The organism is Corynebacterium rouxii, assembly GCF_902702935.1.
GTDB classification, from domain to species: Bacteria; Actinomycetota; Actinomycetes; order Mycobacteriales; family Mycobacteriaceae; genus Corynebacterium; species Corynebacterium rouxii.
Window position 1 is genome coordinate 1985480 of the sequence record NZ_LR738855.1, and the last position, 13133, is coordinate 1998612.

Annotated in this window: 12 protein-coding genes; 4 read left to right on the forward strand and 8 right to left on the reverse strand. The window is 53.6% G+C overall.

Going from position 1 to position 13133, the window contains the following annotated elements:
• Positions 1-247: 247 nt before the first annotated feature.
• From CIP100161_RS09800 to purD, 6 genes are all read right to left on the reverse strand, one after another.
• Entirely contained in the window at positions 248-1141 is an 894-nt protein-coding gene (locus CIP100161_RS09800) for a phosphoribosylaminoimidazolesuccinocarboxamide synthase (RefSeq protein ID WP_155873994.1), read from the reverse strand.
• A gap of 85 nt (positions 1142-1226) precedes the next feature.
• The gene (gene purB / locus CIP100161_RS09805) at positions 1227-2666 is read right to left on the reverse strand and encodes an adenylosuccinate lyase (protein ID WP_155873996.1); all 1440 of its coding nucleotides are present in this window, start codon (positions 2664-2666) and stop codon (positions 1227-1229) included.
• Positions 2666-3802 carry a pyridoxal phosphate-dependent aminotransferase gene (locus CIP100161_RS09810; protein ID WP_155873999.1) on the reverse strand — a complete coding sequence of 379 codons (1137 nt, stop codon included), beginning with the start codon at positions 3800-3802 and terminating at the stop codon, positions 2666-2668. The genes purB and CIP100161_RS09810 overlap by 1 nt, the downstream gene beginning before the upstream one ends.
• A 10-nt stretch (positions 3803-3812) precedes the next feature.
• Positions 3813-4469, reverse strand: a complete 657-nt coding sequence (locus CIP100161_RS09815; RefSeq protein WP_155874001.1) for a potassium channel family protein — start codon at positions 4467-4469, stop codon at positions 3813-3815.
• Complete coding sequence (locus CIP100161_RS09820) at positions 4462-5796, reverse strand: TrkH family potassium uptake protein (RefSeq protein ID WP_155874003.1); 1335 nt, start codon at positions 5794-5796, stop codon at positions 4462-4464. Before CIP100161_RS09820 ends, CIP100161_RS09815 begins: the two co-directional genes overlap by 8 nt.
• A gap of 83 nt (positions 5797-5879) precedes the next feature.
• A complete protein-coding gene (gene purD, locus CIP100161_RS09825; RefSeq protein ID WP_155874005.1) occupies positions 5880-7166 on the reverse strand; it encodes a phosphoribosylamine--glycine ligase in 1287 nt (428 codons plus the stop codon).
• Between the two features lie 78 nt (positions 7167-7244).
• Here purD and CIP100161_RS09830 point away from each other — a divergent pair, with 78 nt between their 5' ends.
• A complete protein-coding gene (locus CIP100161_RS09830) occupies positions 7245-7670 on the forward strand; it encodes an HIT family protein (RefSeq protein ID WP_155874007.1) in 426 nt (141 codons plus the stop codon).
• Between the two features lie 14 nt (positions 7671-7684).
• On the forward strand, positions 7685-8350 hold the full coding sequence (locus tag CIP100161_RS09835; RefSeq protein WP_155874008.1) for an alpha/beta fold hydrolase: 666 nt from the start codon (positions 7685-7687) through the stop codon (positions 8348-8350).
• 24 nt (positions 8351-8374) lie between these two features.
• Here CIP100161_RS09835 and CIP100161_RS09840 read toward each other — a convergent pair whose 3' ends face one another.
• Both CIP100161_RS09840 and CIP100161_RS09845 read right to left on the reverse strand, forming a co-directional pair.
• On the reverse strand, positions 8375-10015 hold the full coding sequence (locus CIP100161_RS09840) for a sensor histidine kinase (protein ID WP_155874009.1): 1641 nt from the start codon (positions 10013-10015) through the stop codon (positions 8375-8377).
• A 35-nt stretch (positions 10016-10050) separates the two neighbouring features.
• Entirely contained in the window at positions 10051-10761 is a 711-nt protein-coding gene (locus CIP100161_RS09845; protein WP_155874010.1) for a response regulator transcription factor, read from the reverse strand.
• Between the two features lie 246 nt (positions 10762-11007).
• On the opposite strand from CIP100161_RS09845, the gene CIP100161_RS09850 reads away from it, so the two are divergent.
• Positions 11008-12507 carry an MFS transporter gene (locus CIP100161_RS09850; protein WP_155874011.1) on the forward strand — a complete coding sequence of 500 codons (1500 nt, stop codon included), beginning with the start codon at positions 11008-11010 and terminating at the stop codon, positions 12505-12507.
• Positions 12494-13114 carry a TetR family transcriptional regulator gene (locus CIP100161_RS09855; protein WP_155874012.1) on the forward strand — a complete coding sequence of 207 codons (621 nt, stop codon included), beginning with the start codon at positions 12494-12496 and terminating at the stop codon, positions 13112-13114. The genes CIP100161_RS09850 and CIP100161_RS09855 overlap by 14 nt, the downstream gene beginning before the upstream one ends.
• Positions 13115-13133: the final 19 nt, after the last annotated feature.

The window sequence follows — 13133 nt, forward strand, 5'->3', positions numbered from 1 at the left end:
CCTTGCTATTGCCTGAGAGATCGCCTACATTACAAGGCAAGTTACACTTCCGAATGAAAGGTCCATTGTGCACCTCGCTGAGCTGTCTACCGCTTCTGATCTAAACATCATCTCCAAGGTCATCGAGCTAATCTCTAAACTTCTGACCTTGATTGAGAAGGTTGCTAAGTAAGCTTTAAAAAATACTCCCCACGACAACAGTCATGGGGAGTATTTTTGTGACTACAAAGCTTGAGAGTTCAACGTTTTAAACGCAGCACCCGATCCACTCGGAGAATTTCTTACCAGTAATGCGCTCGAAGGCTTCCACGTAGCGTTCACGGGTGGCTTCCACAACAGAACCTGGCAGTGATGGCGGAGGGGTGACATCGTCAGTAGACCAACCCGATTTTGGTCCGGTCAACCAGTTACGAACGTACTGCTTATCAAAGCTTGGTTGCACTTTGCCCTCTTCATAGCCATCCGCTGGCCAGTAGCGCGAAGAATCTGGGGTAAGCACCTCGTCGGCTAGCACCAAGGTGCCATCCTCGTCCAAACCGAACTCGAACTTGGTGTCCGCCAAGATGATGCCACGCTCTTCCGCCAACGCTGCGGCCTCGGAATAGATGCGCAGGGTAGCGTCGCGAAGCTCGTTCGCACGCGCCTCGCCCAGCTTTTCCACGACAACGTCGAAAGAGACGTTCTCGTCGTGATCGCCAAGCTCTGCTTTCGTAGCAGGGGTAAAGATCGGCTCTGGGAGCTTAGAAGCCTCCACCAAGCCCTCGGGTAGCTCCACACCACAAACCGTGCCGGTTTCTTGGTATTCCTTCAAGCCGGAGCCGGTGAGGTAACCACGTGCAACGCACTCGAAAGGCAGCATCTTGAGCTTCTTGCACACCATGGCACGGCCGAGCACCTCTTCTGGGATTGCGGGGTCGTCGATAGGCCCTGCAAGGTGGTTCGGAAAATCGATGTTGTGGAAGAAGTACATGCTCATAGCAGTGAGCACGCGACCCTTGTCTGGAATCTCTGGTTCCAAAATATGGTCGTAAGCAGAGATACGATCAGAAACAACCATGAGGAGGCGTTCATCGTCGATCTCGTAAATCTCACGCACCTTGCCAGCGGAGACATGAGTGTACTGGGAGAGTTCAGGACGCATAATCAAGCAGTCTAGACCTTGAAACAAGAACAAGTCATATCGCAACACCCACAGATGCGATATGACTTGTACTTAAAAGCAGTTGTTAGAGAATGTCACCTGGGGTGTACTGGGCAGCCGCTGGGTAGCGACGAACCAGATCATTCACGCGGTCAACAACGCGAGCAACCTGCGATTCTGCGGCACCAATAAAGGCATGGCGATCAGCCAAAGCTTCATCCAACTGCTCACGAGTCATCGGCAACCGCTCATCCGCCGCAAGGCGATCAATGAGGTCTTGCTCACCACCGTTTTCACGCATGTTCAAGGCAACCGCCACAGCGTTCTCCTTGATCACCTCATGCGCAGTTTCACGGCCAACGCCAGCACGAACAGCAGCCATCAGAATGCGGGTGGTAGCAAGGAACGGCAGGTAGCGCTCAAGCTCACGATCAATCATTGCTGGGAATGCACCAAACTCAGACAGCACTGTGAGGAATGTCTCGTACATGCCGTCCAGCGCGAAGAACGCATCCGGAAGAGCCACACGACGAATAACCGAGCAGAACACGTCGCCCTCATTCCACTGCTGACCAGAAAGATCAGCAACCATGGTGAGGTAACCACGCAAGATCACCTGCAAGCCACCGACGCGCTCACACGAACGTGCATTCATCTTGTGTGGCATAGCCGAGGAACCGACCTGGCCTTCTTTGAAGCCCTCAGTCACCGTCTCATTGCCAGCCATCAAGCGGATGGTGTGAGCCAACGAGGATGGGCCAGCACCCAACTGAACCAGAGCAGACACCGCATCGAAGTCCAAAGAGCGGGGGTAAACCTGCCCCACTGAATCGAACACGCGGGCAATACCTAGGTGATCAGCGATTTGAGTTTCCAATGCGGCAAGCTTGGCCTCGTCGCCACCAACAAGATCGAGCATATCTTGGGCGGTGCCCATAGGTCCCTTAATACCGCGCAGTGGATAGCGGCTCAGAAGGTCCTCAACGCGGTCAATGGCCACCAAAATTTCCTCGGCGGCAGAAGCAAAACGCTTACCCAAAGTGGTAGCCTGAGCAGCCACATTGTGGGAGCGGCCAGCCATGACCAAGGACTGGTACTGTGCTGCGTGCTGTGCGATGGCAGCAGCAACAGACACCGACTTGTTACGCATCATCTCAAGCGAACGGTAGATCTGCAGCTGTTCCACGTTCTCGGTGAGGTCGCGGGAAGTCATCCCCTTATGGATGTGCTCGTAGCCTGCGAGAGCATTGAACTCCTCGATACGAGCTTTCACATCATGGCGGGTGATCTTTTCGCGCTGCGCGATGCTATCGAGGTCGATGCGGTCGATCACTTCTTCGTAGGCAGAAATTGCTTCTGCTGGAATATCAACACCCAGATTCTTCTGGGCCTTCATTACTGCGATCCACAGCTGGCGCTCCAGGAGGATCTTTGCCTCTGGGCTCCACAGTTCGGTGAGCTCGGCAGAGGCGTAGCGGTTGGACAGGACGTTTGCGATCTTCTTCTTCTCAGCCACGTAGCTCATTATGGCATGAACGTGCGCAAACGCTCACATGCTTGAAGAATTTCCTCATATTCTCCGCAGAAACTCAGCCGAACGAAGCGGTGTCCGTCGACGGGGTCGAAGTCAATACCAGGAGCAAGCGCCACACCGGTCGCGTTTAAAAGCTCACGCACCCAGATTTCCGAGTCCTCAGTATGATCCGATACATCAATATAGAGATAAAAGCCGCCATCAGGTGGCGCACACTTACCTAGTCCGAGCTCGGGCAAGCGCTTAAGAAGTAAAGCACGGTTGCGAGCGTAGCGCGCTACGTGACCTTCCAGTTCGGCGCGCGCCTCAGAGCTAAATGCAGCCAGCGCAGCTTCTTGAGACACCGCCGGTGGGCACAAGGTAAGGTTTGCTTGCAAATTATCGAGGGCTTCTACCAGCTCGTCAGGAACAATGAGCCAGCCTAGCCGCCAGCCGGTCATGGAAAAGTATTTAGAGAGCGAGCCAACGACCACCGCCTTGTTGGAGTACTCCCGCGCGCTATGACACTCACGACCATAGGTTATGCCATGGTAGATCTCGTCTGAGATCAGCAGACACGAGTTACGTTCACACCATGCGGCGATGCGCTCCAGCTCAGCAGGATCAATGATCGTTCCCGAAGGATTATCAGGGCTGGTCACAATCAGCGCTTTGGGCTTTTCGACGCACGCCTCGAGCATGTCCACCGTGGGCTGGAAGCGAGTTTCTGCGCCACAGGGCAAGTCGATAATCTTTGCACCTAGAGCCCTCAACGCATTGCGATACGCCGGATACCCAGGACGCGTCATCGCAATCGGATCGCCATGATCTAAAGCAGCTAAGAACAAAGCAACAAACCCGCCGGAAGACCCAGTGGTCACCACAACATTGCGTGCAGAAGTGTCGGTGTCATACGTCTGCGCATGCCACTGCGCGATAGCCTCTCGGAGCTTAGGAATCCCCAGCGTGGCAGTGTAACCGAGTGCAGAGGCGTCGATACGCGAATGGACACGCTCAATCACCGCACGCGGCGCGCCCGTCGACGGCTGCCCCACGCACAACAACAACGCATCATCGCGTAACTGCGCCTCCCCCAAAATCTGCATCACTCGAAACGGGTCAACGTGGCTGCGATCACTCGGAAACATAGCAGACACGCTAGTCCAAAGTGCCAAACCTCTCCAGCTCATCGGGGTTACCCGCAGCCAGAATCAGATCCCCCGAGCGCAACACCATCTCCGGCTTCGACTGCCTAAACATGCCACCAGCAGGACGCACCGCAATAATCTGAACCCGATCAAAATCACTCACCTTCTTACCTAAGGCAGACACCGGCGGCGCAATCTTCACAATCGCATAATCCCGATCAAACTCCGCATACTCCTGCACCCGACCGTTCATCAGATGCGCAATACGACGACCCGTGTCTTGCTCTGGACGAATGATGTGATGCACACCAATTTGCTTCAAAATCTTCGCATGCGAATTATTCAACGCCTTCGCCCAAATCGACGGAATATTAAACTCCACCACCGCCGAAGCCGTCAACAACGAAGCACCCATATCTGCGCCAATACCGATCACCACACGTGATGCCTCATTAACCGCCAGCTGACGCAGCGCCTCCTCGCTAGTCGTATCCGACACCGCGGCATACGTCAAAATAGCTGAAGCCTTATCCACCACCGCCGGATTAGTGTCAATACCCATCACCTCAACGCCAGAGTGCACCAGCTCCTCCCCCAAAGCCATGCCAAAACGACCCAGCCCCAAAATCACCACAGCCGGATTGGAACGAGAACGGAAGCTAACCAATGATCAGCCTTTCTACAGGATAGGAATACTGCCTCTTACTTGAACGCGCAGCCAGCGCCGCCACTAAGGATACTGGTCCGATCCTGCCGGCATACATCAACACCACCAAAACTAACTGTGCAGCACTGGGCAACGAACCCGTAATACCCGTGCTCAAACCCACAGTGGCAAAAGCACTGACCACCTCAAATGAAAGATCGAGAACACCAAACTCAGGGGCCAAAACCAAAACCACACCCACTGCGATTCCCACCGTCAACACCGCCAACATCGACACAGCCATCGCCTGGCGCACAGTTCGATTCGGGATACGACGACCCCGAATCAGAATCTGATCATCACCACGGACCTCCGCGACCATCACTGCCAACAACACGCCAACAGTAGTGATCTTGATGCCACCCGCGGTGCCACCAGAACCGCCACCGATAAACATCAACGAATCCGTGAGCAACAGACTCGTCGGATGCAACTGCGACATATCAATAGAGTTAAACCCAGCAGTACGCGAGGTCACCGAATGAAAAAACGCAGCCAGCATCTTCGTCGGGCCATCAAACGGGGCAAGCACGCCACGCCACTCCAGCACCGCAATGCCAATCGTGCCAGCGACAAGCAACACCACCGTGCCCGCAATAGTAAACAACGAAGTCAACGACATCCGGCGAATAGCTTGGCCTTGACGACGAAAAGCCACACGTCGATGCAACTCCAACAGCATGGGAAAACCCAAACCACCCACGATCACCGCTGCCGAAATAGGCAAAATGATCCAGCCATCGCCCACATAAGACATCAAGTTGTTTGACCTTAAGCCAAAGCCCGCATTGTTAAACGCCGAAACCGCGTGGAAAACCCCCTCCCACAGACTCGCCCACCAATCAAAGCCCATAGCGTGAAAACGCAAGGTCAACGCCACAGCCACCGTCGATTCCACAACGAGCGTAAAACCGATAGTAGCGATAAGCAGCCCTGTGACCTCCCCCAATTCCCTACCACGGCCCTCAGCCGCCGCATTTAACCGGCCTTTTACACCGATCCGCCCCACCAGCACCCAGCCGGCGAACGTGGTCAGGGTCATGATGCCCAAACCGCCCACTTGGATCAACGCCAAAATGATCAGCTGACCAAAATGGGACCAGTAAGTGGCAGTATCTACCACCGTGAGCCCCGTCAGGCACACAGCCGACGTCGCAGTAAAAAGAGCCGTAACGACGTCAGCCTGGGCATGGCCTTCACGAGACACAGGCAACAACAACAGCACAGTGCCCAACAGCACCAACGCTGCAAAACAACCGGCGACAAGCCGAGCAGGAGTCTTACGCACGAGGCGACGATACTCCGCCCATGCGACAACTCACAACACTAGGGGCACTGTTAAGCCCTCCCTGCAGCAAGTCACATAACCGCTTAAATCGAAATACGACCCTCAACTGCCGGAAGCGCAATATCAGAGCGGAAATGCGAACCTTCCAGCTTGATGCCTTCCAACACGCGGTAGGCGTTATCACGGGCGTCGGCAAGCGTTGCCCCCGTACCCACAACATTGAGAACACGGCCACCGTTGGCCACCACGTTGCCCTGCTCATCACGTGCAGTACCAGCATGCAACACAGCCGTGGCACCCGAGGCATCAGCCACATCAGCACCCGTGATCACGCCACCCTTACGTGGGCTTTCTGGGTACCCCTCAGCAGCCAACACCACAGTCAAGGCGTAGCCATCCTGCCACTCCAACGCCGGAGCCTGCGCCAACGTCCCCTCAGCCACCGACTGTAGCACCTGAGCCAATGGGGTACGCAGCAACGCCAACACCGCCTGAGTCTCTGGGTCACCAAAGCGGCAGTTGAACTCAACCACCGATGGCCCCTCAGCGCCCCACGCCAAACCGGCGTACAGCAAACCAGAATACGAGCAACCACGACGCACCATCTCGCGAGCCACAGGCACGCAGACCTCGTCGACAATGCGCTGCACACCATCTGCAGGCAACCACGGCAACGGAGTATAAGCTCCCATACCACCCGTGTTTGGGCCCTCATCGTTATCGTAAGCACGCTTGTGATCCTGCGCAGGGATCAACGGAACAACAGTCTCGCCATCAACCAAGCAGAACAAGGACACCTCAGGGCCATCCAAGAAGCTCTCCAGAAGCACCGGATTACCAGCATCTAGCACCGCGTCGACATGAGCGCGCGCCGCCGCACGATCATCAGTGACCACAACACCCTTGCCACCAGCAAGACCATCATCCTTGACCACATAATGGGGACCGAAACGATCCAACGCAGCGTCACGTTGCTCATCGCTCGCATCCGGCAAAATCTGCTCAGCACGAGCCGTACGCACACCAGCTTTTTCCATCACATCTTTGGCAAAAGCCTTAGACCCCTCGATGCGAGCCGCATCCTTGTTAGGGCCAAACACCGCAAAACCGTTCTGACGAAGAACATCCGCCACACCTGCTACCAGGGGAATCTCCGGGCCAACCACAACCAAATCCGCCTGAACGTCCTGTGCGACCTGCAGCATCTGAGCTGGATCATCCACGGCGGTAGCATCAGCATGAACCGTAGCAATCGACTCCATGCCTGCGTTGCCTGGGGCAACATGGATCTCAGAAACAGAAGGATCCTTGGACAAACCTAGTACGAGGGCGTGCTCACGGGCGCCCGAACCGATAACAAGAATGCGCATGGTCTGTAGATCCTACAGGGTCTACGTCCGACATTCCTCCCCTGACAATAGTGCGCACTGCGCGGTACCGTAGACACCATGAGTAGCGTATTTACCAAAATCATCAACGGTGAACTTCCTGGCCGATTTGTTTACCGCGATTCCAACATCGTGGCATTTCTTACCATCGAGCCTCTCGCCTACGGCCACGTGCTGGTTGTGCCGGTAAAAGAGGTTGACAAGTGGACTGATCTAGAACCTGAGTTGTGGTCCAAGCTCAATGCGGTTGCCCTAAAGGTGGGTCAGGCTGTTGTTTCGGCTTTCGACGCTCCCCGCGCCGGCTACATCATTGCCGGTTTTGACGTTCCGCATACCCATATTCACATTTTCCCAGCTGGCAAGATGGGTGATTATGACTTCGCACGCGCCATGAGCATGGACGAAACCGATCCTGCCGCTATGGATGCGGCAGCTGAGAAACTACGCGAAGCTCTAGGCACCCGCGAGGATGGAACTGTGAAATAGGAGGAGCTGTTTGCATGGCACTGTTGAAATGGATACCAGCTCGGGGCACGTTGCCGTTGTCACCGAAGTGGGTAGCTACAACGCTTGCCGACGCCTCCACTGATTCAGTCCCCGTATTGTTCCTGCATGGAACGCTGGGATCTCCTGGCAATTTTGAGCGCCCGGCCCAACGGCTTGCCCAGCTTGGGCGCCCATTTTTTGCCCCTGCTTATGGTGAGCATGGCACCGCCGATTTGGATCGTTCGACTGCCGAGCTATTGCGCTATGTGGATCACCTCCGCGATATGGGTATTAAACAGGTCGATATTGTCGGCCATTCGGCCGGTGGACTGCAGGGACTACGCATTGCTCATGCGCGCCCAGGTTTTGTGCGCAAACTCATTGGTTTGGGTGCCGCTTTTCGTGGGGTTCCTAGAACCGTGCGATTTAAACCTGTGGTCAAGCTGATTACTGGGCAAGCGGTTATTCAATTAACACAAGAAATCCCAGCTACGCTGCCAGATGGCGTGGAGTTGGTGTCGATCTATTCGACTGCCGACCGCATTGTTCCTGCTGCATCTAGTGCGCTTGGTGAGCTTATTGAGATCACTGGTATTCGCCACGAGGATCTGCCACGACAAGCTGACGTCATTGTGGAGGCTCTCGGTTACCCTGCGGAAACCGACACCGCTAGCGACTAGTACCTCGCGTGCTTTAGCACTTTTCTAGTTTTCTTCTACCGAGCGCTTCTTTGTTACCGATTGTTTCAGTTCTTTAAGCTCTTTCGGTGCAGCTTTGGGTAGTTCCACAATGAATGTGGTTCCGTGCCCCTGCTCAGATTCCACTGATACTTCACCACCGTGGGATTCCACGAGTGATTTCACGATGGCGAGCCCGAGTCCACTTCCGCCTGTGCTGCGGGCGCGCGAACTGTCTGCCCTGTAGAAGCGTTCGAAAATGTGCGAGGCATCTTCTTCGCTGAGGCCTACACCGTCATCGATCACTTTGACGGCAAAATTGGATCCCGCATCAGCCAGTTTGATGGTGACTCGTGCCGAGTCTCCACCGTGCTTCAAGGCGTTTGCCACTAGGTTGGTCAGAACTTGGTGCAAGCGTGCTGCGTCTCCCTCAACCACGGGCACATCCGCACATTCAGAACGAACATCGATTTCACGATCGGGATAGGCTCCGCGAAGTGAAGACAAAACATTAAGGGCTAGGTCAAGAAGATCAACATGCTTAGAGTCATGACGCGCCCCCTCTGCGCGCGTGAGCGCTAAGAGGTCTTCTACCAGCAAACTCATTCGCTTAGCCTCGTCTTCGATCTTTTCAATCACAAGGTCTGCGTCCGTTGTGGCACCCGAGCGATACAGCTCGGCATAACCTTTGACCGAGGTCAGTGGGGTTCTCAACTCATGTGAAGCATCGCCGACAAAACGACGCATTTGAGCTTCTTTGTCTCGTAGCTCCACAATGGATCCTTGCAGCTGAGAGATCATACTGTTCAGTGCATTCGACAGCGCTCCTACTTCGGTATCTGCCGTAGTGTTGGGCACTCGACGATCCAAATCGCCCGCAGCAATCGCCTTGGCGGTCATTTCGACTTCACGTAACGGACGAAGCGCACGCTGGATAAGCACATAGGCCAACAACGCCATGAGCAAAAGCACTGCTAGAACAATGATGACCTGACCTAACGCGAGTCGTTTCAAGACATTTGCTTCTTGAGTAATATCTTTGGCCACCACAATGGCTACCCCAGCACGGCGCTCTGCAATAACCCGCCATTCCACGTTTGCAACGCTTTCATCCGAGGAATCAACAGTTTGTGCCCCTTTACCAATGACGACACTTCCAAGATCAGGGCTCGATTTTCCCTCGTTATAGATGCTCGTTGTGCCATTGGGGTAAATTTTCACCACATAGAATTCTGTGGGTGGGCGAACTAGCGCACCGTTACGCTGAGTTTCAAACAAAGAGTCTTGCGCAGCCCAGCCGTTGAGTCCGCTTTCAAGTTCCATATCAATGCGCGAATAGGACAACTGCTGCATCGTTCGATTTACTGCAAAAGAACTTCCGATCAATCCAATTGCAGAGACGACAAGAACAATCGCCATCAAGCCTGAGCGCAGGGGAATTCCGCTCAAACGTAGATGTTTGATAGCCGCGATCACCGAAAAATTGGACGCCGAAATTCGCAGAGTACGCACTGCTGTGCTGATCCAAGAAGGTTTGTGGTCTTCTTGATTTTTCTTGGAAAAATTCGGGTACCGGTGATCCTTCGGGTACCGGTGATCCCCAGCAGATGAGCACTGAGATTCATCCACTGGTTCCGAAACAACCGCTCTGGCATAAGGATTGTTCATGTTTGTCTAGATTTCCTATCGACGAATCCTTGCTTCTACGACCGAGGTTTACGCAGTACGTACCCAACACCACGAACCGTTTGAATCAACGCAGGTTCTTGAGTATCAACTTTGCGACGCAAATAGGAAATATAAGATTCAACAACGTTGCCATCTCCGCCGAAGTCGTAGTGCCAAACATTGTCCAATATCTTCGACTTGGACAGCACCACTTCTGCATTGAGCATTAAATAGCGCAGTAGGTTAAATTCCGTTGGCGATAGCTCGACAACTTGCCCAGCTTTAGTCACCTCGTGAGTATCATCATTCAAGGTTAAATCGGCATACACCAAGGTTGCGGAATCGTCTACGTCATCATGGCGCAATCCACGACGCAGAATCACACGCAGACGGGTAATCACCTCTTCAAGCGAGAATGGCTTAGTCACATAATCATCCGCACCAATGGTGAGGCCATGAATTCGATGCTCTACTGCATCTTTTGCCGTCAGGTAAAGCACTGGCCCCTCAAAGCCTTCAGCACGCAACTTGGGCAGCAATTCATAACCATCCATGCCCGGCATCATCACGTCCAAGATAAAAGCATCGGGTTGAAAAGAACGGGCTTTTTCCAAGGCTTCGAGCCCCGACTGGGCGGTTTCTACCTCAAAGCCTTGGAATTTCAGGCTCACTTTTAACAGCTCAACGATGTTTGGCTCATCGTCAACCACCAAAACCCGAGTTGCATGTTCATTCATGGTTTCCATTTTTACCCTGCCTACCTCAGCATTTTGAATTTTTTATTATATGAATCGTTATTGGTTCTCAGTACAACTGATTGAACTGGCTAGTTTCTGCTGCACACCTGTCAACAAACTGTGAATACCTCAGCACCATCTGCCCCCCTCGCCACCCCCCACTGACCAGCACCGCTAAAGAAAAACATCTTCCCTGCAGCCATGTCAAACACCTTACCATTGAAACTATAACGAACGTTCGGTATTGTTTCAATCATGTCGTCGCACAGCATCCCCACAGGAGAAAAGTCTGCAGGACTTAAGTCCCACGACCAGCGGTGGATTTTTCTTGGAATTATCTCACTTGGACTGTTCGTAGTCGGCGCAGATAACTCAGTGCTCTACACGGCGCTACCCGCGCTCCACGTGCATCTTCATACTTCGGAGCTCGAAGGCCTGTGGATCATCAATGCCTACTCACTCGTGCTCGCAGGACTCCTACTAGGAACTGGCACTCTGGGTGACAAAATTGGCCATCGCCGCATGTTTGAAATTGGGCTATCGGTATTTGCGGGTGCATCCATTCTGGCTGCTGCTTCACCCAATGCAGCAACACTTATCGCTGCTCGTGCACTGCTAGGAATAGGCGCTTCAACGATGATGCCCGCCTCACTAGCACTATTGAGAATTACTTTTACCGATGTTCGTGAACGCAACACGGCCATCGGCATTTGGGGAGCAGTAGCAACACTCGGTGCTGCTTTAGGCCCAGTCCTCGGTGGATTCCTTTTAGAGCACTACTACTGGGGCTCAATCTTTCTCATCAACGTTCCAGTCGTTATCATCGCGCTGGTATGCACATACTTCATGGCACCGAAAAACCGACCTAATCCACAACGAAGCTGGGATTTCCTCTCCTCAGTGTTCGCAATGTTTTTCATGGTGGGCCTTGTACTCCTCATCAAGGAATGTGCTCATACGCCAATATCTTTCGCCATGCTCGCTTTGGGGCTTGCTTTTATGGCTGTAGGTGCCGCCCTATTTGGGTGGCGACATCTCCACCTCGAAGAGCCTTTACTTCGGTTCGGAGTTTTCCGTAATTCCCTCTTTAGTGCGGGAGTACTGGCAGCAACCTGCGCGATGTTAATTCTGTCCGGCACCGAGCTTCTTACCACCCAACGTTTCCAGCTGGCAGAAGGATTTACGCCGCTTCAAGCAGGTCTACTTTCTGCAGCCACTGCGCTCGCAGCATTCCCCAGTTCCATTGGCGGTGGCGCGATCGTACATAAGGTGGGATTCCGCCCTCTTATTAGCGGCGGGTTCTTGGTTATGTGTACGGGAGGTGCACTCACGGCGTTCTCGGTTCCCCACAACACTTTCCCACTCTTGATCACCGGTTTATTGCTATGCGGTTTCGGAGCCGGCATGGTGATGTCCGTTTCCTCTACCGCTGTGATTGGATCAGCACCGTCTCGCGATTCCGGTATGGCCTCTGCGATGGAAGCAGTAAGTTACGAATTCGGTGCTCTCATTTCTGTGGCCCTGTTCGGTTCGCTTTTCAGCTTCTTCTACAGCGTTAACGCTCCAGCAGAAATTGCGTCATCGTTCGATCAAGGCCTTCAGCACCCAGAACTGCACATCAATGCCAGGCTTTTGATGAACGAGTCGTATGCCACCGTGATCTGGATAGCGGCCGCGATTGGGCTCACCTGCGCCTTAGCTACGGCTTGGCTGCTCCGCAACAACCCTAAGGAAACTGAATATGCGCACGAATAAGAAACAACAATTGCTGGCAACCGCTATGGATATCGTGGAATCCGATGGGTTACAAGGACTCACCTATGATTCCCTGAGCACAGCTACTGGTACCTCAAAATCCGGATTGATTTATCATTTCCCGTCCCGGCGCGCATTAGAAGTCGAGCTCAACAAATACTCGGCCAGCTTGTGGACCCAAGCGTTGGAGGACATTGCCGGCGCTCCCCCACAGCAATTGGATTTACCGTTGCGTTTAAAAGCGATTGTGATCAATCAATCGACTTCAGCCAGACGCGCTGATTTATTCCTCACGCTGCAGTCTCTTCCCGATCCAGAGATTCGACGCATTTGGACAGATGCGTGGCAGCCTTGGTCAGAGGGAATTGCAGAAAATTCCGCAGCACTATTTATCCTCACGCTTGCCGACGGTCTTTGGACGAGCGACCACGTAAATCCCACCCCGCTGAGCGCCACGGAACGACAGCTAATTGTGGAACAGGCATGTGCATTTATCGATTCCGTGCAATGGGACAGTGGTCGATTACCGGCGCATGTCGATATTGTTTTCCCTCCCTACTCGTTCCGCAGCACATCAGATTCTCTTTCTCCTTCGGGGATTGAGTAGAAGATTGCTAAGGTAATCG

What these genes read in the sequence shown, in the direction of transcription:
- CIP100161_RS09800 (WP_155873994.1), bottom strand. Translation starts at nt 1,141, where the DNA reads ATGCGTCCTGAACTCTCCCAGTACACTCATGTCTCCGCTGGCAAGGTG.
- purB (WP_155873996.1), bottom strand. Translation starts at nt 2,666, where the DNA reads ATGAGCTACGTGGCTGAGAAGAAGAAGATCGCAAACGTCCTGTCCAAC.
- CIP100161_RS09810 (WP_155873999.1), bottom strand. Translation starts at nt 3,802, where the DNA reads ATGTTTCCGAGTGATCGCAGCCACGTTGACCCGTTTCGAGTGATGCAG.
- purD (WP_155874005.1), bottom strand. Translation starts at nt 7,166, where the DNA reads ATGCGCATTCTTGTTATCGGTTCGGGCGCCCGTGAGCACGCCCTCGTA.
- CIP100161_RS09830 (WP_155874007.1), top strand. Translation starts at nt 7,245, where the DNA reads ATGAGTAGCGTATTTACCAAAATCATCAACGGTGAACTTCCTGGCCGA.
- CIP100161_RS09835 (WP_155874008.1), top strand. Translation starts at nt 7,685, where the DNA reads ATGGCACTGTTGAAATGGATACCAGCTCGGGGCACGTTGCCGTTGTCA.
- CIP100161_RS09840 (WP_155874009.1), bottom strand. Translation starts at nt 10,015, where the DNA reads ATGAACAATCCTTATGCCAGAGCGGTTGTTTCGGAACCAGTGGATGAA.
- CIP100161_RS09845 (WP_155874010.1), bottom strand. Translation starts at nt 10,761, where the DNA reads ATGGAAACCATGAATGAACATGCAACTCGGGTTTTGGTGGTTGACGAT.
- CIP100161_RS09850 (WP_155874011.1), top strand. Translation starts at nt 11,008, where the DNA reads ATGTCGTCGCACAGCATCCCCACAGGAGAAAAGTCTGCAGGACTTAAG.
- CIP100161_RS09855 (WP_155874012.1), top strand. Translation starts at nt 12,494, where the DNA reads ATGCGCACGAATAAGAAACAACAATTGCTGGCAACCGCTATGGATATC.